19 protein-coding genes and 1 other RNA gene are annotated in these 20,918 nt (G+C 37.8%); 19 read left to right on the forward strand and 1 reads right to left on the reverse strand.

Features of this window, described 5'->3' with window-relative positions; genetic code table 11:
- The first annotated feature begins 60 nt into the window (after positions 1–60).
- From BTR42_RS02965 to BTR42_RS02990, 6 genes are all read left to right on the forward strand, one after another.
- Positions 61–579 (forward strand): SLOG family protein, encoded by a 519-nt coding sequence (locus BTR42_RS02965; RefSeq protein WP_061459003.1) that lies wholly within the window; start codon positions 61–63, stop codon positions 577–579.
- 126 nt (positions 580–705) lie between these two features.
- A complete protein-coding gene (gene gpsB, locus BTR42_RS02970; protein WP_009853558.1) occupies positions 706–1,047 on the forward strand; it encodes a cell division regulator GpsB in 342 nt (113 codons plus the stop codon).
- 88 nt (positions 1,048–1,135) lie between these two features.
- Positions 1,136–1,505: RNase P RNA component class B (gene rnpB / locus BTR42_RS02975), an RNA gene on the forward strand.
- A gap of 171 nt (positions 1,506–1,676) precedes the next feature.
- On the forward strand, positions 1,677–2,849 hold the full coding sequence (locus tag BTR42_RS02980) for a THUMP domain-containing class I SAM-dependent RNA methyltransferase (RefSeq protein ID WP_077496351.1): 1,173 nt from the start codon (positions 1,677–1,679) through the stop codon (positions 2,847–2,849).
- Positions 2,850–2,907: 58 nt separating this feature from the next.
- Positions 2,908–4,434, forward strand: coding sequence for a cell division site-positioning protein MapZ family protein (locus tag BTR42_RS02985; RefSeq protein WP_077496353.1), 1,527 nt, complete (start codon positions 2,908–2,910; stop codon positions 4,432–4,434).
- A gap of 295 nt (positions 4,435–4,729) precedes the next feature.
- Positions 4,730–5,494 (forward strand): (S)-acetoin forming diacetyl reductase, encoded by a 765-nt coding sequence (locus tag BTR42_RS02990; protein WP_077496355.1) that lies wholly within the window; start codon positions 4,730–4,732, stop codon positions 5,492–5,494.
- An 81-nt stretch (positions 5,495–5,575) separates the two neighbouring features.
- Here BTR42_RS02990 and BTR42_RS02995 read toward each other — a convergent pair whose 3' ends face one another.
- On the reverse strand, positions 5,576–6,061 hold the full coding sequence (locus BTR42_RS02995; RefSeq protein WP_009853562.1) for an S-ribosylhomocysteine lyase: 486 nt from the start codon (positions 6,059–6,061) through the stop codon (positions 5,576–5,578).
- 150 nt (positions 6,062–6,211) lie between these two features.
- On the opposite strand from BTR42_RS02995, the gene BTR42_RS03000 reads away from it, so the two are divergent.
- The 13 genes from BTR42_RS03000 (at position 6,212) to BTR42_RS03060 (ending at position 20,830) form a co-directional block, all read left to right on the forward strand.
- On the forward strand, positions 6,212–7,819 hold the full coding sequence (locus tag BTR42_RS03000; RefSeq protein WP_012961531.1) for a ribonuclease Y: 1,608 nt from the start codon (positions 6,212–6,214) through the stop codon (positions 7,817–7,819).
- Positions 7,820–8,071: 252 nt separating this feature from the next.
- Entirely contained in the window at positions 8,072–8,689 is a 618-nt protein-coding gene (gene gmk / locus BTR42_RS03005) for a guanylate kinase (RefSeq protein ID WP_003063524.1), read from the forward strand.
- 23 nt (positions 8,690–8,712) lie between these two features.
- The gene (rpoZ, locus tag BTR42_RS03010; RefSeq protein ID WP_003067343.1) at positions 8,713–9,027 is read left to right on the forward strand and encodes a DNA-directed RNA polymerase subunit omega; all 315 of its coding nucleotides are present in this window, start codon (positions 8,713–8,715) and stop codon (positions 9,025–9,027) included.
- A gap of 121 nt (positions 9,028–9,148) precedes the next feature.
- Complete coding sequence (locus BTR42_RS03015) at positions 9,149–11,539, forward strand: primosomal protein N' (protein WP_077496357.1); 2,391 nt, start codon at positions 9,149–9,151, stop codon at positions 11,537–11,539.
- Between the two features lie 60 nt (positions 11,540–11,599).
- Positions 11,600–12,535: a methionyl-tRNA formyltransferase gene (gene fmt / locus BTR42_RS03020; protein WP_077496359.1), complete on the forward strand. Its 936-nt coding sequence runs from the start codon at positions 11,600–11,602 to the stop codon at positions 12,533–12,535.
- Positions 12,525–13,847 (forward strand): 16S rRNA (cytosine(967)-C(5))-methyltransferase RsmB, encoded by a 1,323-nt coding sequence (rsmB, locus tag BTR42_RS03025; protein ID WP_077496361.1) that lies wholly within the window; start codon positions 12,525–12,527, stop codon positions 13,845–13,847. The genes fmt and rsmB overlap by 11 nt, the downstream gene beginning before the upstream one ends.
- Positions 13,848–13,884: 37 nt before the next feature.
- Positions 13,885–14,622, forward strand: coding sequence for a Stp1/IreP family PP2C-type Ser/Thr phosphatase (locus BTR42_RS03030; RefSeq protein WP_009853567.1), 738 nt, complete (start codon positions 13,885–13,887; stop codon positions 14,620–14,622).
- The gene (gene pknB / locus BTR42_RS03035) at positions 14,622–16,499 is read left to right on the forward strand and encodes a Stk1 family PASTA domain-containing Ser/Thr kinase (RefSeq protein WP_012961536.1); all 1,878 of its coding nucleotides are present in this window, start codon (positions 14,622–14,624) and stop codon (positions 16,497–16,499) included. Before BTR42_RS03030 ends, pknB begins: the two co-directional genes overlap by 1 nt.
- Before the next feature lie 110 nt (positions 16,500–16,609).
- Entirely contained in the window at positions 16,610–17,305 is a 696-nt protein-coding gene (gene liaF, locus BTR42_RS03040) for a cell wall-active antibiotics response protein LiaF (protein WP_009853569.1), read from the forward strand.
- Positions 17,302–18,327, forward strand: a complete 1,026-nt coding sequence (locus tag BTR42_RS03045; RefSeq protein WP_012961538.1) for an envelope stress sensor histidine kinase LiaS — start codon at positions 17,302–17,304, stop codon at positions 18,325–18,327. Before liaF ends, BTR42_RS03045 begins: the two co-directional genes overlap by 4 nt.
- Positions 18,311–18,955 carry a response regulator transcription factor gene (locus BTR42_RS03050; protein ID WP_009853571.1) on the forward strand — a complete coding sequence of 215 codons (645 nt, stop codon included), beginning with the start codon at positions 18,311–18,313 and terminating at the stop codon, positions 18,953–18,955. The genes BTR42_RS03045 and BTR42_RS03050 overlap by 17 nt, the downstream gene beginning before the upstream one ends.
- 118 nt (positions 18,956–19,073) lie before the next feature.
- A complete protein-coding gene (locus BTR42_RS03055) occupies positions 19,074–20,474 on the forward strand; it encodes a Cof-type HAD-IIB family hydrolase (protein ID WP_077496363.1) in 1,401 nt (466 codons plus the stop codon).
- Positions 20,474–20,830 carry a S1 RNA-binding domain-containing protein gene (locus BTR42_RS03060; RefSeq protein ID WP_003063541.1) on the forward strand — a complete coding sequence of 119 codons (357 nt, stop codon included), beginning with the start codon at positions 20,474–20,476 and terminating at the stop codon, positions 20,828–20,830. Before BTR42_RS03055 ends, BTR42_RS03060 begins: the two co-directional genes overlap by 1 nt.
- Positions 20,831–20,918: the final 88 nt, after the last annotated feature.

The raw sequence follows: 20,918 nt of genomic DNA on the forward strand, positions 1-20,918 counted from the left end.
TCATGCTTAAGTCAATATAAGCAATCTTATTATAACATATTTTTAGAAAGGAAACAGAATATGGCTGCAATTCTCGTGACGGGCTATAAGAGTTTTGAATTAGGAATCTTTCAAGATAAGGATGAGCGCATTAGTGTTATCAAAAAAGCTATCCGCCATGATTTGATTCGTTATTTTGAAGAAGGGATAGATTGGCTGATTTTTATGGGAAATCTTGGTTTTGAATATTGGGCTTTGCAAGTTGCCAAAGAATTGCAAGAAGAATATGAGTTTAGTATAGCAACGATTTTTACTTTTGAAAATCATGGTCAAAATTGGAACGAAGCTAACCAAGTAAAATTAGGTGAATTTAAGCAGGTTGATTTTGTCAAATATACCTATAAAAGTTATGAAAATCCAAGTCAATTTAAAAACTATAATCAATTTTTAGTAGATAACACAGAAGGAGCCTATCTTTTTTACGACACCGAAAATGAAACAACTTTAAAATATTTGTTGCAAGTGATGCAAGAAAAAGAGAACTATCCGATTAATTTTCTAACCTTTGACCGTCTTAATGAATTCTTAGAAGAATGGTAATAAAATTTTAATAATGAAATAAAGGTAAATGCTTGATTTTTCATTAATTTTTCTGTAACATATATCTTGATATGACGATTTCATATTCTTACTTTTAACTAGAATAGTTTTGTTTGGAGAGATAGAATGGCAAGTATTATTTACAGTCCTAAGGACATTTTTGAACAAGAATTTAAAACCAGTATGCGTGGTTATGACAAGAAAGAAGTAGATGAATTTCTTGATGACATCATCAAGGACTATGAAAGTTATATTTCACAGGTTCAAGAACTACGTGCTGAAAATGAAAAATTAAAACAACAACTCGCTGCAAAACCAAAAGCGGCGCCAACACCATCTTATGTTGGTTCGCATACGGTTAATGCAGAGCAACAAACACGCGTTGCTCAGTCAGCAACAAATATTGATATTTTGAAACGTATTAGCCGATTGGAAAAAGAAGTATTTGGAAAACAAATCACTGAATAAACAGCCTAACTAACGACAGTTAGTAAGCTGTTTTGATTTTGTGTTTAACTTATTTTGGAAATTTGTCAAAGTGAGTTTATAAATTGCAATTTTTGGATAATCGCGTGGTATTTTAATACCATGAGGAAAGTCCATGCTAGCACTGGCTGTGATGCCGGTAGTGTTTGTGCTAGGTGAATCAATAAGCCTAGGGACATCTTTTTGATGTTACGGCGGGCAAAAAGGCTAAGTTCTTTATGGATATGTCTGAATAGCCCTGAAAGTGCCACAGTGACGTAGTTCTTAGGGAAACCTAAGAAGTGGAACGCGGTAAACCCCTCAAGCTAGCAACCCAAACTTTGGTAGGGGCATGGGATAGTTGGAATCCGAACAATCTATCCTGACTGGAAACAGTAGACAGATGATTATCGAAGGAGATAAGACCTAGTTATCTCTGGAACAAAACATGGCTTATAGAAAATTGCATATAGGTATATAGCTAGCTTAGGCTAGCTTTTATTTTTGGTTGTATTTTAATACTAGATATTGGCTAATAATGGTGTTTGAAAATTAATTGATTTTTACTAGCTTAAAGCCAGTAAAACGTGTTAAACTTATAGATAAGTATTTGATGAAATAGGAATTAATGAATGAAAAAAACGTTTAATTTAGTAGCGACAGCGGCAGCAGGACTTGAAGCGGTTGTAGGACGTGAAATCCGTGATTTAGGCATTGACTGCCAAGTCGAAAATGGAAAAGTCCGTTTTCAAGGGGATGTTAGAACGATTGCGACAACCAACCTTTGGTTACGCGCAGCTGACCGTATTAAAATTGTAGTCGGTGAATTTCCAGCTCGTACCTTTGAGGAGTTATTTCAAGGTGTTTACAAATTAGATTGGGAAAATTATTTACCACTTGGTGCTAAGTTCCCGATTTCAAAGGCAAAATGTGTGAAATCTAAACTACATAATGAGCCAAGTGTTCAAGCTATTAGTAAAAAAGCTGTTGTTAAAAAACTACAAAAAGTTTATCATCGTCCAGAGGGTGTTCCGTTGCAAGAAAATGGAGCAGAATTTAGAATAGAAGTTTCCATTTTAAAAGATAAAGCAACAGTTATGATTGATACAACAGGAGCAAGTCTTTTCAAACGCGGTTACCGTGTGGAAAAAGGTGGGGCTCCGATTAAGGAAAATATGGCAGCAGCAATTATTGAGTTGTCAAACTGGTATCCAGATAAACCTTTTATCGACCCAACATGTGGTTCGGGAACCTTCTGTATCGAGGCGGCTATGATTGGCATGAACATTGCGCCAGGCTTTAATCGTGACTTTGCTTTTGAGGAATGGAATTGGGTTGACGACGATTTGGTTCAACAAGTTCGTGATGAAGCTGAAGAAAAAGCTAATTATGACATTGAACTTGATATTTCTGGATTTGATATTGACGGACGCATGATTGACATTGCGAAAAAGAATGCTGAGGAAGCAGGACTTGCAGATGTCATCAAATTGAAACAAATGCGACTTCAAGATTTAAAAACTGATAAAATCAACGGTGTTATCGTGTCTAACCCCCCTTATGGTGAACGATTGCTGGATGACAAAGCTGTGGACATCTTGTATAATGAAATGGGACAGACTTTTGCTCCGCTAAAAACATGGAGTAAATTTATCCTAACAAGTGATGAACAATTTGAACGAAAATATGGTTCACAGGCTGATAAAAAACGTAAATTGTACAACGGTACACTAAGAGTTGATTTGTACCAATTCTATGGGGAACGTGTTAAACGTTCAGTTGCTGCGCCAGCGCAAGAAAAGTAAAATACGGCGTTAAACAGCCTAATAAAAATGACAATCTGATTTAGAGAGGTGAACAAGCGTGTCAGACAAGAAAGAATTGCCGTCTTCTGAAGAACAAGAAGGACTTAATTTAGAAGATGTAAAAAATATGACCATTGGGGAGGCTGTTCGGAAGGATTCTGAATTAAAAGCTGGGGTGACTGAGTCTGATGGTGTTTTGGATAAATACATTAAACAGCACCGAGACGAAGTGACATCGCAAAAGTTTGAGGCTAAATTATCTGACTTTGACGATTTAGATACCAAAGCTTTGGACAATTTCATTAAAAAGCAGCGCGAGGAATTGGTTAACAACGGGATTGTTGGTGAGTCTGCTTTGAAAGAAAACGAAGCTATGCCTAAAGCTGTTGATTTTGAAGCAGAAAAGGTTGAGGATACTCAAGAGACTTCGCAAGAAGTACCAGTATCAGAAGATGTAGCATCTGAAAACGACTCAACGATTCAGCAAGAAAATGTTAGTATTGAAATACCAAATGCTGATTCAGCAGTTTCAGAGCCAACTCCAGAAGCTGCGTCAGCTGTGGTTGCTGATGACAAAAACAGCGAAGCTATTGCTCTTGAAACGGCAGATGAGCAGCCAACTTATAAAAATAAACGTGTGATTATTGGTGGCTTGGCAGCTCTTGTTGTCGCTATTTTTGGTGTGGCTTACGGTTTAAATTATACCAGAGAATCAAGCACGAGTGTTGCTAGCTCATCAACATCTACAACTAAGAAATCAACATCATCTAGTTCGTCTGCAGCAGCTAAAAAGGCAAAAACAGCATTTGACGATGCCTATGCAGCTTTCTTTACAGATGATACTAAAACAAAATTGAAAAATAGTGAATTTGATAATATTTCATCATTAAAAGAAAAACTAGATGACTTAAAAGACACAGATTACTATGACGATGCTAAGAAAGAATACGATACTTTGGCAGCTCAAATTACAGCTATCCAGACAATCAATGCTTTATTTGAATCAAATGTTATTGTAAATGGTGAAAAAGCTTCAGCAACTGTGAAATCTGATGCTAACTTTGATAATTTATCAAGTGACCTTTTGAATACAGGCAATGCTAATCTAGATACATTGTTGCAATCAGCGATTACCGATGGTAAGAATCAGTTAGCTGCTTTGGCGTCATCAAGTAGTCAAGAAGCAAGCGCAAGCACATCAAGCCAGACAGAAAGTGCATCATCATCTGATACGTCAACAACACAAACTGTCTCTGGAGCTAGTGGATATGGTATCACATCTTATGATGCTTCTACACTTCAACGTAGCTTGAGCCGTGTTCCTTATAGTGATTCAGCGATTGCGGATTCAAGCAATTCTGCTTGGACATTTGCGGATGGTGTACTTGATAAAATTGTGGCAACATCTCAATCACGTGGTTACTTCTCAGGAAATGATTACATTCTTGAAAAAGTTAATATCATTAATGGAAATGGTTACTACAATATGTTCAAGGCTGACGGAACATACCTTTTCTCAATTAACTGTAAAACAGGTTACTTTGTTGGGAATGCTTCTGGTAATTCGGATGCACTTGATTATTAAGAAAAAGAGGCTGAGACAAAAGTACTCAGCTTCTTTATTTATAAAGTTATTATTTACAAGGCGCAGTAGTTGAGTGGGTTCTAATGCGCTGATAAATCAGCTTTTACAACCCTACTCAACCTTGCGGGGGTGGGACGACGAAATCGAATTTCTTTGAAATTACCGATTTCTGTCCCACTCCCTTTTTATTTGATAAATAAAAGTAATGAAAAATGATTGAAAAAAGTTTCAAAAAATTGACAGAAAATTTTGTAAGCGCTATAATCAAGTTAACTTAAAGATAAGGGGTGATATTATGGTAAAAGTCGCTATTGTTACAGGTGCAGGTCAAGGAATTGGCTTTGCTATTGCAAAACGTCTGCATGAAGATGGTTTTAAGGTGGGAATCCTTGATTACAATCAAGAAACAGCTGAAAAGGCTGTTCAGGAAATTTCTCCAGCAAATGCCTTTGCTGTGGTTGCAGATGTGTCAAAACGTGACGAAGTAGCAAAAGCTTTCGCAAAAGTTGTTGAACACTTTGGAGATTTATCAGTTGTGGTTAATAACGCTGGCGTAGCTCCAACGACGCCTTTGGATACGATTACCGAAGAAGTGTTTGAACGCACTTTTGCCATTAATGTCGGAGGTACGATTTGGGGAGCCCAAGCAGCTTTGGCAGAGTTCAAAAAATTAGGACACGGTGGTAAGATTATCAATGCAACTTCACAAGCAGGTGTTGTTGGTAATCCTAACTTGACTGTTTACGGTGGTAGTAAATTTGCGGTACGTGGTATCACACAAACCTTAGCACGTGATTTAGCTAAAGATGGTATTACGGTAAATGCTTACGCACCTGGAATTGTTAAAACACCAATGATGTTTGACATTGCGCATGAAGTCGGTAAAAATGCTGGTAAAGATGATGAATGGGGAATGCAAACTTTTGCAAAGGACATCACTTTAAAACGTTTGTCAGAACCAGAAGACGTTGCAAAAGCTGTTAGCTTTTTAGCAGGACCTGATTCTGATTACATTACAGGTCAAACAATCATTGTTGATGGCGGTATGCAGTTCCATTAATCGATAATAAATAAAAAGGCAAGGAGAAATGCTTCTCTTTGCCTTTTGTGATTTAAAAAGCTAGCTAAGCTGACTTTAATATTAGATGACATGACGTTCAAATGGGTCGTCTGAAATACCGTCTTTTAAGATTAATTTTGCCCATTCTTTAGCGGTAAAAAGGCTATGGTCTTTATAGTTGCCGCAAGATTCAATGGTTGTTCCTGGAACATCTTCCCATGATGTTACGTTGGCAATTTCTTCTAAACTTGATTTGATGACTTTGGCGATTTCAGTTGTATTGTGTTTCCCCCACATAATCAAATGAAAACCAGTACGGCAACCAAACGGAGAGCAGTCAATCATTCCGTCAATTCGTTCACGAATAAGTTTAGCAAGCAAGTGTTCGATAGTATGTAAACCAGCTGTTGGAATAGCATTTTCATTAGGTTGCACAAGACGAATATCAAAGTTTGAAATAACATCGCCTAGAGGTCCAGCTTCTTCTGAAATAAGGCGGACGTAAGGGGCTTTAACGATAGTGTGGTCAAGTTCAAAACTTTCCACAGTAACTTCTTTTTTAGACATAGTACACTCCTTTTTTGTTCCTTGTAAATATCATAACACAAAATTTAGTAAAACGCTTTACAATTTTAAATTGTGAAAAAGCTTATTTTATGATAAACTTGAAAGTAGCTTTCTATTGATGAAATCTAAAATTTTTATTGAGGTAAAAACATGCCAAATATTATTATCTTGATTGTTTTTGCCCTCATTGGTTTGATAGTTGGTTATGTGCTGATTTCAGTTAGACTTAAGTCTGCGAAAGAAGCGGCAGAACTCACTCTTTTAAATGCAGAACAAGACGCTGTTAATCTACGTGGTCAAGCGGAGTTAGAAGCTGAGCACATCAGAAAAACAGCTGAACGAGAAAGTAAATCACATCGTAAAGAATTACTAATCGAGGCAAAAGAAGAGGCTAGAAAATATCGTGAAGAGATTGAAAAAGAATTTAAATCTGAAAGGCAAGAGTTAAAACAAATGGAAACTCGTTTAACAGAACGAGCTTCTTCTCTTGACCGCAAGGATGAAAACCTAACCAGCAAGGAAAAAGTGTTGGATAGTAAAGAACAAAGTCTAACCGATAAATCTAGACACATTAATGAGCGTGAAAAACAAATCGGAGAACTAGAAGAACAGAAAAAAGCAGAACTTGAACGCGTAGCGCTCATGACGATTGCTGAAGCGCGTGAAATTATTTTAACGGAAACGGAAACTAATTTGACGCACGAAATTGCTACTCGTATCAAAGATGCTGAACGTGAAGTCCGAGATAAATCTAGCAAACTTGCTAAAAATATTCTCGCGCAAGCTATGCAACGTATGGCAGGTGAATATGTTACTGAACAAACTATTACAACAGTTCACTTGCCAGACGATAGCATGAAAGGTCGTATCATTGGACGTGAAGGACGTAATATCCGCACACTTGAAAGTTTGACAGGAATTGACGTTATCATTGATGATACCCCTGAAGTTGTTGTTCTTTCAGGATTTGATCCGATTCGTCGTGAAATCGCTCGAATGACTTTGGAAGCTTTGATTCAGGACGGACGTATTCACCCAGCTCGGATCGAGGAATTGGTTGAAAAAAATCGTTTGGAAATGGATAACCGTATTCGTGAATATGGTGAGGCTGCTGCATTTGAAATTGGAGCCCTTAACTTGCACCCTGATTTGATTAAAATTATGGGACGCCTGCAATTTAGAACATCATACGGTCAAAACGTCTTACGTCATTCTGTCGAAGTTGGTAAGATGGCAGGTATTCTCGCAGGGGAACTTGGTGAAAATGTGACGCTTGCTCGTCGTGCAGGTTTCTTGCATGATATGGGGAAAGCCGTTGACCGTGAGGTTGAGGGAAGCCATGTTGAAATCGGAACGGAACTTGCTCGTAAATACAAGGAAAATCCGATTGTCGTTAATGCCATTGCTAGTCACCACGGTGATGTAGAACCAGAAAGTGTTATCGCTGTGATTGTTGCAGCTGCAGATGCGCTTAGCTCAGCTCGTCCAGGTGCTCGTAACGAATCAATGGAAAATTACATCAAACGCCTTCGTGATTTGGAAGAAATTGCCACAAGCTTTGATGGTGTTCAAAATAGCTATGCTTTGCAAGCAGGACGTGAAATCCGCATCATGGTGCAACCAACTAAAGTTTCTGATGATGAGGTAACAATCTTAGCTCACAAAGTTCGTGAAAAAATTGAAGGTAATCTTGATTACCCAGGTAACATTAAAGTTACCGTTATCCGTGAACTTCGTGCAGTTGACTATGCAAAATAAAACAATCTTTAAAGGAGGTGCTAATCTTAGCGCTTCTTTTTTAATCGACATTTATTTACTAAAAACAGTCACTGAAATTACTAGAATTTAAGTAGAATGTCTAACTAAGATTTAAACAGCATTTTTTATGAGGAAAGAGCCACGGAAGCTTTTAAAATTCCTTGAAAAATGGGTATATTTTTGATACACTAGTTTGTAGTCTAATTGATAAAAAGCAAGTCTTAACTTGTAGTCTATAATAAGGAGAGTGGCATGACCGAACGTGGTTTGTTAATTGTTTTCTCAGGACCTTCTGGGGTTGGTAAGGGAACAGTTCGCCAAGAAATTTTTTCAACACCAGATCATAAATTTGAATATTCCGTTTCTATGACAACACGCCAAAAACGGCCAGGAGAAGTCGATGGCGTTGATTATTTCTTCCGAACTCGTGAAGAATTTGAGGAGCTTATTAAAAATGGTCAAATGTTGGAATATGCTGAATACGTAGGTAACTACTATGGCACACCACTGACTTATGTTAATGAAACTCTTGATAAGGGGATTGATGTGTTCCTTGAAATCGAAGTGCAAGGAGCGCTTCAAGTTAAGAAGAAAGTTCCAGATGGGGTGTTTATTTTCTTAACGCCACCTGATTTGGACGAATTAAAAGATCGTTTGGTAGGACGTGGTACAGATAGCGAGGAAGTTATCCGCCAACGTATCGAACGTGCTAAAGAAGAAATCGCTTTGATGCGTGAGTATGATTATGCTGTTGTTAACGATGAAGTGCCTTTGGCAGCTGAACGCGTTAAACGCATTATCGAAGCAGAACATTTCCGTGTTGATCGTGTTATCGGACGATATAACGACATGATTAAAGATATTGATTAAAAAAGAGAAAAGAGAAAAAAGCTATGATGTTAAAACCTTCTATCGACACTTTGCTTGATAAAGTGCCTTCAAAATATTCACTTTGTATTCTTCAAGCCAAACGTGCTCACGAACTTGAAGCAGGTGCTAAACCAACTCAAGAATTCAAATCTGTAAAAGCAACTTTGCAAGCACTTGAAGAAATTGAATCTGGTAATGTTGTGATTCACCCAGACCCAGAAGCTAAACGCGCAGCTGTTCTTGCTCGTATCGAAGCAGAACGTCTAGCTAAAGAAGAAGAAGAACGTAAAATCAAAGAACAAATCGCTAAAGAAAAAGAAGAAGGAGAAAAAATCTAAGGTGTTTTATCTTAGATTTTTCTTGTAATAAATCATTGTGATAAGCTAGACAAACATTGGTCGCTATCATGATGATTATTCTTTTTCATGAATAGCTAAGGACTAGATAGAAAGGAAATTTATGGTAAAAATTGCTCAGGTCATCGTTGATGTCCCGCTTATGCAAACAGATAAACCTTTCTCTTACATCATTCCGAAAGATGTTGAAGACCAAGTGACCATCGGCTCACGAGTTCATGTGCCTTTTGGACGTGGTAATCGGCTTTTGCAAGGCTTTGTTATCGGTTTTTCTGATACTTTTGATAATACTGTGACTGACTTAAAAGCTATTAGCGAAGTTTTGGATTTTGAGCCTGTGTTGAATGCAGAACAGCTAGAATTGGCAGAGCAGATGCGTCATACGGTGTTTTCTTATAAAATTTCCATTCTGAAATCGATGATTCCTAACCTGCTGAATTCGCAGTATGATAAACGTTTAACGCCCACAGAAAGCTTATCTAGCGAAGAACATTTGGCATTGTTTGGCGAGAAAGAGAGCCGACTTCATTCGTCATTGACCGAGGAAGAAGCGAAAAAAGTCGCTCGCTTGGTTCAAGCAGGAAAAATTACCGTTGATTATTTAGCTAAAGATAAGAAAAATATCAAGACGGAAAAATATTATCACGTTCAAGCTGAAAAAATAGCTGCCGCAGACATCTCCAATCGTGCCAAAAAACGATTGGAATTACGTGATTATTTGTTAGAGCATCCTGAAGAAGGAAAATTATCAGATTTGCATCACCTTTTTTCACGTGATGTTGTCAAATTTTTTGTGGATAACCAGTTGATAACTGTTCTTAAAAGAGAGAAAAAACGTTCAGACGCTTATTTTGATGTAGCAACAACGGATTTTCTTGATTTAAATGCTGAACAAGCGGCTGTCGTTGAACAAGTAACTAGCCAAATTGGTCAGGAAAGTAAGCCGTTTTTACTGGAAGGTGTGACAGGCTCAGGAAAAACTGAAGTTTATCTGCATATCATTGACAAGGTTTTGAAACTCGGTAAAACAGCCATTGTCTTGGTGCCTGAAATTTCTTTGACACCACAAATGACCAATCGTTTTATTTCACGTTTCGGCAAGCAAGTAGCTATCATGCACTCTGCTTTGTCAGACGGTGAAAAGTTTGACGAATGGCGAAAAATCAAGTCTGGACAAGCGCGTGTCGTTGTTGGGGCACGCTCTGCCATTTTTGTTCCTATTGAAAATATTGGTGCCATTATCATTGACGAGGAACATGAGGCGACTTACAAGCAAGAATCCAATCCGCGCTACCATGCGCGTGATGTGGCTTTGCTTCGTGCTAAATACCATAAAGCCGTATTATTAATGGGTTCGGCAACACCAAGCATTGAAAGCCGTGCTCGTGCTAGTCGTGGTGTTTACCAATTCCTACAATTGATACATCGTGCTAATCCTATGGCAAAGATTCCCAAAGTTGAAATTGTCGATTTTCGCGATTATGTTGGACAGCAAGAAGTTAGCAACTTTACTCCGTACCTCTTAGAAAAAATTGCTGACCGTCTAGAAAAAAATGAGCAAGTCGTGCTCATGCTCAATCGTCGTGGTTACTCTAGTTTTATCATGTGCCGTGATTGTGGCTATGTTGATGAATGTCCAAATTGCGACATTTCCTTGACGCTGCATATGGATACCAAAACCATGAATTGTCATTATTGTGGTTTTGAAAAATCCATTCCACACACTTGTCCGAATTGCCATAGCCGTAGTATTCGGTATTATGGAACAGGGACACAGAAGGCTTATGATGAACTCGTGGAAGTTTTTCCACAAGCTCGTATTTTACGAATGGACGTTGATACCACACGTCAAAAAGGGGCTCATCAACGCATTTTGGATAAATTTGGCAACCATGAAGCCGATATTTTACTTGGCACACAAATGATTGCTAAGGGACTTGATTTTCCAAATGTTACTTTGGTAGGAGTTTTAAATGCGGATACGTCTTTAAATTTACCTGATTTTCGTTCTTCTGAACGCACATTCCAATTGTTGACACAAGTTGCAGGGCGTGCAGGACGTGCAGAAAAAGAAGGTGAGGTTCTTATCCAGACCTACAATCCGCAGCACTATGCCATTCAACTAGCGCAAAAGCAAGACTACGAGGCATTTTACGCTTATGAAATGGGAATCCGTAGGCAATTAGCTTATCCGCCTTATTATTTCACGGTCGGATTGACCTTATCACATAAAGATGAGCAGTCCGTTGTCCGTAAATCATTTGAACTCTTGCAATTATTGCGCCAGCAATTATCAGATAAAATCAAAATTCTCGGTCCGACACCAAAACCGATTGCCAGAACGCATAATCTTTATCATTATCAAATTATCGTTAAATATCGCTTTGAGGACAATTTAGAGAATGTCCTGAACCAGATTTTAGATTTGACACAATTACCAGAAAATAAAGATTTACGCTTAGTCATTGACTATGAGCCACAAAATTTCATGTAGCGGATGACTATGCTATAATAGAGAAAATTTAAGTAAGAAAATCCTTTGAAAGGAACTGAAATGACAAAATTAATTTTTATGGGAACACCTGATTTTTCAGCGGCTGTTCTAAAAGGTTTGCTAGATGATAGCAACTACGATGTCCTAGCGGTGGTAACGCAACCTGACCGTGCTGTTGGACGCAAAAAAGAAATCAAAATGACACCTGTTAAGGAAGTTGCTTTGGCGCACAATTTGCCAGTTTATCAACCTGAAAAAATGTCTGGTTCAGAAGAAATGGCAGAGCTGATGACTTTGGGTGCTGATGGCATTGTGACAGCTGCGTTTGGTCAATTTTTACCAACCAAATTGCTTGATTCTGTTGATTTTGCGGTCAATGTTCATGCTTCGCTTCTTCCCAAATACCGTGGCGGTGCACCAATTCACTATGCAATCATTAACGGAGAAGAAGAAGCTGGCGTGACAATCATGGAAATGGTTAAGAAAATGGACGCTGGTGATATGATTGCCAAGGCTTCAACACCGATTACTGACGATGATAATGTTGGAACAATGTTTGAAAAATTGGCTGTTATTGGACGTGATTTGTTGTTAAGAACATTACCAGATTACATTGCAGGCAATATCAAACCAGAACCACAAGACGAAAGTAAAGCCACTTTCTCACCAAATATTACACCAGAAGAAGAACGCATTGACTGGAATAAATCAGCACGTGATGTCTTTAATCACATTCGTGGCTTGTACCCATGGCCAGTAGCTCATACCCTTCTTGACGGCAAACGTTTCAAGATTTATGAAGCGACTTTAGCTGAAGGTCACGGAAAACCAGGTGAAATTATCGAAAAAGGTAAGAAATCACTTGTCGTAGCAACAGGTGACGGGGCGATTTCGCTTAAAACAGTACAACCAGCTGGGAAGCCACGCATGAGCGTTGTTGATTTCCTTAATGGTGTAGGACGTAAGCTCGAAGTAGGTGACCTTATTGGCGAATGATTGGAAAAATCAGGCACGTGGTTTAGTGCTTCTTGTCCTTGAAAATGTCTTTGAAGACGGAGCTTATTCTAATATTGCTCTCAATCAAGAATTAAGCCATACGACATTATCGCCAAAAGATAAGTCTTTAGTGACAGAAATCGTTTATGGAACAGTTGCACGAAAAATTACCTTAGAATGGTATCTTGCTCATTACATTAAAGACCGTGATAAGTTAGATTCTTGGGTTTATTACCTATTAATGTTGAGCCTTTATCAGCTCGTGTATCTTGATAAAATTCCTGCCCACGCTGTGGTAAATGACGCGGTTAACATTGCTAAAAATCGCGGTAACAAAAAAGGTGCAGAAAAATTTGTCAACGCTGTTCTACGACGTTTTACCAAGGAAGAATTACCAAATCCTAAAACGATTAAACGTAAGAATAAACGTTACTCTGTGCTTTATTCATTGCCAGTTTGGTTAGTCAAAAAATTAATTGATCAATTCGGTGAAGAACGCGCGGCAGCTATTATGCAAAGCCTTTTTGTCCGCAATAAGGCAAGTATTCGTGTGACAGATCCTGATAAATTAGCTGAGATTAAAGCTGCGACTGGTGCAGAGCAATCTATCTTATCGCCAGTTGGTTTGGTGAAAACATCAGGACATTTTGCTGGGACAGATTATTTTGCTAATGGTGATATCACAATTCAAGATGAATCTAGTCAACTAGTTGCTCCAACGCTTGATATTCAAGGAAATGAAGACATTTTAGATGCCTGCGCTGCCCCAGGTGGTAAGACAACTCATATGGCTTCGTATTTAAAAAAAGGGCACATCACAGCACTTGATTTATATGACCATAAATTAACGCTTGTCATGGATAATGCCAAGCGCCTGCATGTCGCTGATAAAATCAGCACACAAAAAATGGATGCCACAACTGTTCATGAGCATTTTGTGCCAGATTCTTTTGATAAGATTTTGGTAGATGCCCCTTGCTCAGGAATCGGCTTAATCCGCCGTAAACCAGACATTAAGTACAATAAAGAAAATCAAGATTTCTCGGCTCTGCAAGAAATTCAACTGCAAATACTTGATAGCGTTTGTCAAACGTTGCGTAAAGGTGGTATAATAACTTATAGCACTTGTACAATTTTTGATGAGGAAAATTTCCAAGTTATTCACAAATTTTTAGAAACTCATCCAAATTTTGAACAAGTAAAACTGAGTCATACGCAAGAAGATATTGTTAGAGATGGATGTATTGCAATTACCCCAGAACAATATCAGACAGACGGGTTCTTTATAGGACAAGTCAAACGTATCTTGTAATCTCAAGGAGGAAACTGACACAGTCAGAAGAAAAACTATGAAAATTTCACTTGTAACTGATATCGGACAAAAACGTTCAAACAATCAGGATTTTATTAACAAATTTGATAATAAAAACGGCATTACTTTGGTTATTTTAGCAGATGGCATGGGTGGTCATCGTGCAGGAAATATCGCTAGCGAAATGACTGTTACAGATCTTGGACGTGAATGGATTAATACCGATTACACTGAGTTAAGTCAGATTCGTGATTGGCTTTTAGTGACATTAGAAGCTGAAAATCGCAAAGTCTATGAACTCGGTCAAACTGATGAGTATAAAGGCATGGGAACAACAGTAGAAGCCTTGGCAATTGTTGATAACAATGTCATCTATGCTCACGTTGGGGATTCACGCATTGGTTTGCTCCACCAAGGAGAATACCGATTGTTGACAAGTGATCATTCTTTAGTTAATGAACTGGTAAAAGCTGGTCAATTGACTGAAGAGGAAGCTGCAAATCATCCTCAAAAAAATATCATTACACAGTCTATTGGACAAGCAAACCCTGTCGAACCAGATTTAGGTGTTCAGGTACTTGAAGAAAATGACTATCTCATTATTAACAGTGATGGTTTAACTAATATGATTACCAATGACGAAATTGTTAGCATTTTAAGTCAAGATAAAAATCTTGATGACAAGAACAATGAGTTGGTTACTCTTGCTAACGAACGTGGAGGTCTTGATAACATTACCATTGCTTTAATCCACGCCGAAAGTGAGGAAGCTTAATGATTCAGATTGGCAAATTATTTGCTGGTCGTTATCGGATCCTCAAATCTATCGGACGGGGTGGAATGGCAGATGTTTATCTGGCAAAAGATCTCATTCTTGATAATGAAGAAGTTGCCATTAAGGTGCTTCGGACGAATTATCAGACTGATCAAATTGCCGTAGCGCGTTTCCAACGGGAAGCGCGTGCCATGGCAGAACTGAACCATCCAAATATCGTCTCGATTCGTGATATTGGAGAAGAAGACGGACAGCAATTCTTAGTAATGGAATATGTTGATGGCTCGGACTTGAAAAAATACATTCAAGATCATGCTCCGCTTTCTAATAATGAAGTTGTTAGAATCATGGAAGAAGTCTTATCTGCGATGACTTTGGCGCATCAACAAGGAATTGTTCACCGTGATTTAAAACCACAAAATATCTTATTAACCAAAGACGGAACTGTTAAAGTTACTGACTTTGGTATCGCCGTAGCCTTTGCCGAAACAAGTTTAACGCAAACCAATTCAATGCTAGGTAGTGTGCATTATTTATCGCCTGAACAAGCACGTGGTTCAAAAGCGACTGTTCAAAGTGATATTTACGCTATGGGGATTATGTTGTTTGAAATGTTAACAGGTCACATCCCATATGATGGCGATTCAGCTGTTACCATTGCGCTTCAACATTTCCAAAAACCACTTCCTTCCATCATTGATGAGAATAAAAATGTGCCACAAGCACTAGAAAATGTTGTTATCAAGGCGACTGCAAAACGTTTAAGTGACCGTTATGCGTCAACTTTTGAAATGAGTCGTGATTTGATGACGGCACTTTCTTACAACCGTAGCCGTGAACCTAAACTTGTTTTTGAAGATACTGAAAATACAAAGACACTTCCAAAGGTAACAACATCAACATCTGTTCCTTCAACGACAGAACAACTCTTGAAGAAACAAAAAGCAGCTAAAGAAGATAAAGCAGCAACAGAAAACAAAGCGACTAAGGCTAAAACAAAGAAGAAAAAATCACGTCGTATGTTCGGCACATTGATGAAAATCTTTTTTGCAGTTGTGATTGTAGCTATTGCTATCTTTACTTACTTGACGTTGACCTCACCATCAACCGTGAGTGTTCCAGATGTTGCTGGCTCTAGTTTATCAGAAGCAAAAACAACGATAAAATCATCAGGTCTTAAAGTTGGAACCGTTCATAAAGTATCAAGTGATACCGTTGAGAGTGGTTATGTTATTAAGACAAGTCCAACTGCTGGTTCATCGAAAAAAGAAGGGTCATCAATTGATATTTACGTATCAAAAGGCTCATCAGGATTCAAGATAAAAGACTATACAGGTCAAGATTATCAAACAGCCGTTAAAGATTTGGTCAATAATTACGGTGTTTCAGAGTCGCAAATTGAGATTGAAGAAGTCTCAACGTCAGACTATGACGAAGGTGTTATCATCAGTCAAACGCCTAGCGAAGGTGAAACCTTTAAGGTAAGTGGCGATGATAAGATTACCTTTAAAGTAGCCGCAGAAAGCACAGTAACAATGCCAAATCTGACAGGCTATACTTATTCAGAAGCTATTGCTGCCTTGACGGCTCTAGGTGTGTCAAGTTCACATATTACGGTTTATCAAGCCGACCCAAATTCTTCTACGGGTTATGTGCAAGTAAGCTCACCATCTTCAACAGCAACTGTCACTGCTCAGACACCTTATTATGGTGAAACGTTAAGTGGTAACGTGGTACTTTACCTAGCAGCTGATGAAGAAGAAAGCTCACAGGCACCATCGTCATCAAGCTCAGAATCCTCTGAATCAAAAGAATCAAGTTCATCAAGCAGTAGTACAGATGACAGTAGCTCATCGACAGAAACAAGTGATGAATAATGACTTAAAAGTCTAGGAGAATTTCCTAGGCTTTTAATGTTGCTTTTTTAGTTAGAAACCTGCAATTTTGGCAGCTTTTTGGTAAAATACAGAAAAAGAAAGGGTATGATATGAGGAAAGTTCAATTTTTTGTCATTGTAGAAACGATTTTGATTGTGATGGGCTTGATGACTATCATGGCAAATAATCTATCGAGTTTTATTCTTATTCTTGTTTTGATTTTATTGGCGCTGCGATTTTATAATCAAGATAAACGGAACAATTTTTTATTGACCATTGGTCTTGTTCTTTTATTTTTGATTTTTATGCTTAATCCTTATATTATCATGGCGGTGGTATTAGGCGTTGTTTACGTTGTTATCAATCATTTTTCACAAGTTAAGAAAAAAAATCGCTATGCTTTGGTGCGTTTTCGTGAGGAAGAATTAAAGGCAAAGCCTGTCCGTAATCAATGGATTGGAATGGATACGCACGATAGTGATTTTTATGCATTTGATGATATTAATATTATCCGTTTGACAGGAAGTGATACGATTGATTTAAGCAATGTCATTATAACTGGAAAGGATAATGTCGTTGTCATTCGAAAAGTTTTTGGTCCAACAAAAATTTTGGTGCCTATTGATGTTGCCGTGAAATTAGATGTTAGTGCGATTTATGGTAGCGTTCGGTACTTTGATTTTGAAGAATATGATTTACGTAATGAATCGTTAAAATTATGGCATAGTGAGGACGAAGAGTATTTAAAAGCAGTGAAAATTATCGTTAGTACGCTTGCTGGAGATGTTGAGGTGGTGCGCAAATGAAAAAACATCATTTTATATTATTTATTCTTTATGCGAGTATTATTATCATCTCAATCGTTATCGTTGTTTTGGATAGTTTAAATCTGCATCTGAAAAATCTTATCACAGATTTCTGGATGGGAGAACAATTTGTCTTTTCAATTGTCTTTTTAATCCTAGCAGTAACGATTTTGTTGCTTTTGCTTTGGGTTATTTTAGATGATAACAGCAAACGTGGCATCAACCAAAACTTACGCCGTATTTTGAATAATCAGCCTATCAGTCTAGACGAAGATACAGAAATCAATACGAATTTATCGCGTTTGTCTAAAAAAATGACGCATTTGACAAATAGTTTGCAAAATACAGAAAATAGTCGTATTCTAAACAGTCAAGAAATTGTTGAGCAAGAACGAAAACGAATTGCGCGTGACTTGCATGACACGGTTAGTCAAGAATTATTCGCCTCTTCGATGATTCTTTCAGGCGTGTCTGCTAATCTTGACCAAATTGAAAAAGAGCAATTAGAATTTCAATTGACGGCTGTTGAAAGCATGCTACAAAATGCTCAAAAAGATTTGCGAATTTTGCTATTGCATTTACGACCAACAGAATTAGAAAATAAAACCCTTTCAGAAGGTTTTGATATCCTCTTGAAAGAATTGACAGATAAGAGTAGTATAGAGGTTGTTTATAAGAAAAATATCGGTCAACTACCTAAGAAAATAGAGGATAACGTTTTTCGAATTGCACAAGAATTCATTAGTAATACCCTTAAACACGCTAAAGCCAGTCGTTTAGAGGTTTATCTAAATCAAACAGAAACCGAGCTTCAACTTAAAATGGTCGATAACGGTGTCGGTTTTGATATGGATGAAAGTCATGATTTAAGTTATGGTATTAGTAATATTGAAGAACGTGTTGATGATATGGCTGGAACAGTTACATTGCTGAGTCAAAAAGGTAAAGGAGTATCAATGGATATTCGTTTGCCACTGGTAAAGGGAGGAAACGAGGAGAAAGAAGATGACCCAGAAAATTAAAGTTATCCTAGTTGATGACCATGAAATGGTACGTTTAGGGTTAAAAAGTTTTTTGAATTTGCAACCAGATGTTGAGGTGGTTGGCGAAGCTGGAAATGGTTTAGATGGTATCAATTTGGCTTTAGAATTAAAACCAGATGTGGTTGTTATGGATTTGGTAATGCCAGAAATGAGCGGTGTCGAAGCAACATTGAAGCTTCTGGAAGAATGGAAGGAAGCTAAAATTCTTGTTTTAACATCTTACCTTGATAACGAAAAAATTTATCCTGTCATTGAAGCAGGTGCTAAAGGTTATATGTTAAAAACATCTAGCGCAGCAGAAATTTTAAATGCCATTCAGAAAGTTGCACGTGGTGAGTTAGCTATTGAAACAGAAGTCGATAAAAAAATCAAAGCTCATGATATGCAACCAGAATTGCATGAAGATTTGACAGCGCGTGAACGTGATATTTTGAGATTACTTGCTAAAGGGTATGATAATCAAACTATTGCTGATGAGCTATTTATCTCACTAAAAACCGTCAAAACACACGTTTCAAATATTCTAGCTAAGTTAGAAGTTGATGACCGTACACAAGCAGTCGTTTATGCCTTTAAACATCATTTAGTACCGCAAGATGACGAATAATGATATAATATAACCATGGCTTTTCTTTGATTTTTAATTAGAAAGGAAAATGGGAAAGTGATGTCACTTTTATGGAAAATGAGATTCTGATGACCTTTTCCTTTCCCATAATTTTCAGATGGATGTAAAAACTAAATACAAGGCTAAAAAAACTAAAATTGTCTTTTTTGACATTGATGACACCTTGCGCGTAAAAGCAACAGCCTATATGCCAGAATCAATTAAGTATGTTTTTAAAAGCTTAAAAGAAAAAGGTATCATGACTGGGATTGCAACCGGGCGTGCCCTTTATGGCGTTGTGCCAGAAATTCGCGCTCTAGAGCCTGATTATTTCGTGACGATTAATGGCACATATGTCATCGATAAAAAAGCAACAGAAATTGTTAATGACCCGTTGCCACGAGACATTGTCGAAAAATACGTTGCTTGGGCTAAGTCAGAAGGAATTGAATACGGTTTTGCTGGAAAAGATAAACCAATTGTTTCAGCTCGTTGTGACCTAATCGATGACGCAATGGTACCAATCTACGGTGTCTGCGACGTTGAGCCTGATTTCTATTTGACAAATGATGTTTATCATATGTGGACCTTTACGGAAAATAATGCTCAGTTGCAATTACCTGATGAATTAGCTACAGAAATTCGTTTAGTCCCTTGGCATGAACATTCATCTGATGTCGTCAAAAATGGTATTTCTAAAGCTTCAGGTGTTGCGCACGTACTAGAAAGTCAAAACTTAAAACCAATCAATGCCATGATGTTTGGTGATGGTCCAAATGACATGGAAATCTTTGATTATGTTGGCTTGAAGATTGCTATGGGCAATGCAGTCCCTGAACTCAAAGAAAAAGCAGATTTTGTAACAAAGACAGTAGAAGAAGATGGCATTTTATATGCTTTGGAGGAACTCGGTTTGGTAGAAAAACAATTAAATTTCCCACAAGTTGACTTAACAACAGTTGAAGGTCCAGTTGCGACAATCAAAACTAATCACGGTGATATGAAGATTCAACTCTTCCCAGAACACGCACCAAAAACAGTTGCAAACTTTATTGCCTTGTCAAAAGATGGCTACTATGACGGTATTATTTTCCACCGTATTATTCCTGAATTTATGATTCAAGGTGGTGACCCAACTGGTACTGGTATGGGTGGACAATCTATCTATGGCGATAGCTTCGAAGATGAATTCTCAGAAGAACTTTATAACGTTCGTGGGGCTCTTTCAATGGCCAATGCTGGACCAAATACAAACGGCAGTCAGTTCTTTATCGTTCAAAACAGCAAAATTCCTTATGCACAAAAAGAATTAGAACGTGGTGGTTGGCCAAAACCAATTGCAGAATTTTATGCGACAAATGGTGGAACGCCACACTTGGACCGTCGCCATACCGTATTTGGCCAAATCATGGACGACGATTCATACAAAGTTTTAGATGAAATTGCTAACGTTGAAACTGGCGCTCAAGACCGCCCAGTTGAAGATGTCGTTATCGAAACAATTGAGGTAGTGGACTAATGAGAATTGGCGACAAAATCACTGGAACAATAACAGGTATAAAACCTTATGGTGCCTTTGTCGCATTAGATAATGGGACAACAGGTCTTATTCATATTTCAGAAATTAAAACAGGTTATATTGAAAACATTTACCAATTACTCAGTGTTGGTGAAAAAGTTTTAGTCCAAGTTGTTGATTTTGATGAATTTACGCAAAAAGCAAGTTTATCTCTTCGCACACTGGAGGAAGAAAAACATCACTTACACCGTCGTCACCGCTTTTCAAATAGCCATCTAAACATTGGCTTTCAACCATTGGCGGACAATTTACCAAAATGGACAAAAGAAAGCCTAGAATTATTGACGAAAGAATAATAAAAAAGCCTATCACAGTGACTGTGATAGGCTTTTGCTTTTATACATAGATAATTATTTTAATGATAGAGGAGAGAAATGTAACCTA

The sequence above is a fragment of the Streptococcus gallolyticus subsp. gallolyticus DSM 16831 genome (assembly GCF_002000985.1).
GTDB lineage: Bacteria > Bacillota > Bacilli > Lactobacillales > Streptococcaceae > Streptococcus > Streptococcus gallolyticus.

Coding starts and splice junctions, on each gene's coding strand:
- BTR42_RS02965 (WP_061459003.1), top strand. CDS start 61: ATGGCTGCAATTCTCGTGACGGGCTATAAGAGTTTTGAATTAGGAATC.
- gpsB (WP_009853558.1), top strand. CDS start 706: ATGGCAAGTATTATTTACAGTCCTAAGGACATTTTTGAACAAGAATTT.
- BTR42_RS02980 (WP_077496351.1), top strand. CDS start 1,677: ATGAAAAAAACGTTTAATTTAGTAGCGACAGCGGCAGCAGGACTTGAA.
- BTR42_RS02990 (WP_077496355.1), top strand. CDS start 4,730: ATGGTAAAAGTCGCTATTGTTACAGGTGCAGGTCAAGGAATTGGCTTT.
- BTR42_RS02995 (WP_009853562.1), bottom strand. CDS start 6,061: ATGTCTAAAAAAGAAGTTACTGTGGAAAGTTTTGAACTTGACCACACT.
- BTR42_RS03000 (WP_012961531.1), top strand. CDS start 6,212: ATGCCAAATATTATTATCTTGATTGTTTTTGCCCTCATTGGTTTGATA.
- gmk (WP_003063524.1), top strand. CDS start 8,072: ATGACCGAACGTGGTTTGTTAATTGTTTTCTCAGGACCTTCTGGGGTT.
- rpoZ (WP_003067343.1), top strand. CDS start 8,713: ATGATGTTAAAACCTTCTATCGACACTTTGCTTGATAAAGTGCCTTCA.
- BTR42_RS03015 (WP_077496357.1), top strand. CDS start 9,149: ATGGTAAAAATTGCTCAGGTCATCGTTGATGTCCCGCTTATGCAAACA.
- fmt (WP_077496359.1), top strand. CDS start 11,600: ATGACAAAATTAATTTTTATGGGAACACCTGATTTTTCAGCGGCTGTT.
- BTR42_RS03030 (WP_009853567.1), top strand. CDS start 13,885: ATGAAAATTTCACTTGTAACTGATATCGGACAAAAACGTTCAAACAAT.
- pknB (WP_012961536.1), top strand. CDS start 14,622: ATGATTCAGATTGGCAAATTATTTGCTGGTCGTTATCGGATCCTCAAA.
- liaF (WP_009853569.1), top strand. CDS start 16,610: ATGAGGAAAGTTCAATTTTTTGTCATTGTAGAAACGATTTTGATTGTG.
- BTR42_RS03045 (WP_012961538.1), top strand. CDS start 17,302: ATGAAAAAACATCATTTTATATTATTTATTCTTTATGCGAGTATTATT.
- BTR42_RS03050 (WP_009853571.1), top strand. CDS start 18,311: ATGACCCAGAAAATTAAAGTTATCCTAGTTGATGACCATGAAATGGTA.
- BTR42_RS03055 (WP_077496363.1), top strand. CDS start 19,074: ATGGATGTAAAAACTAAATACAAGGCTAAAAAAACTAAAATTGTCTTT.
- BTR42_RS03060 (WP_003063541.1), top strand. CDS start 20,474: ATGAGAATTGGCGACAAAATCACTGGAACAATAACAGGTATAAAACCT.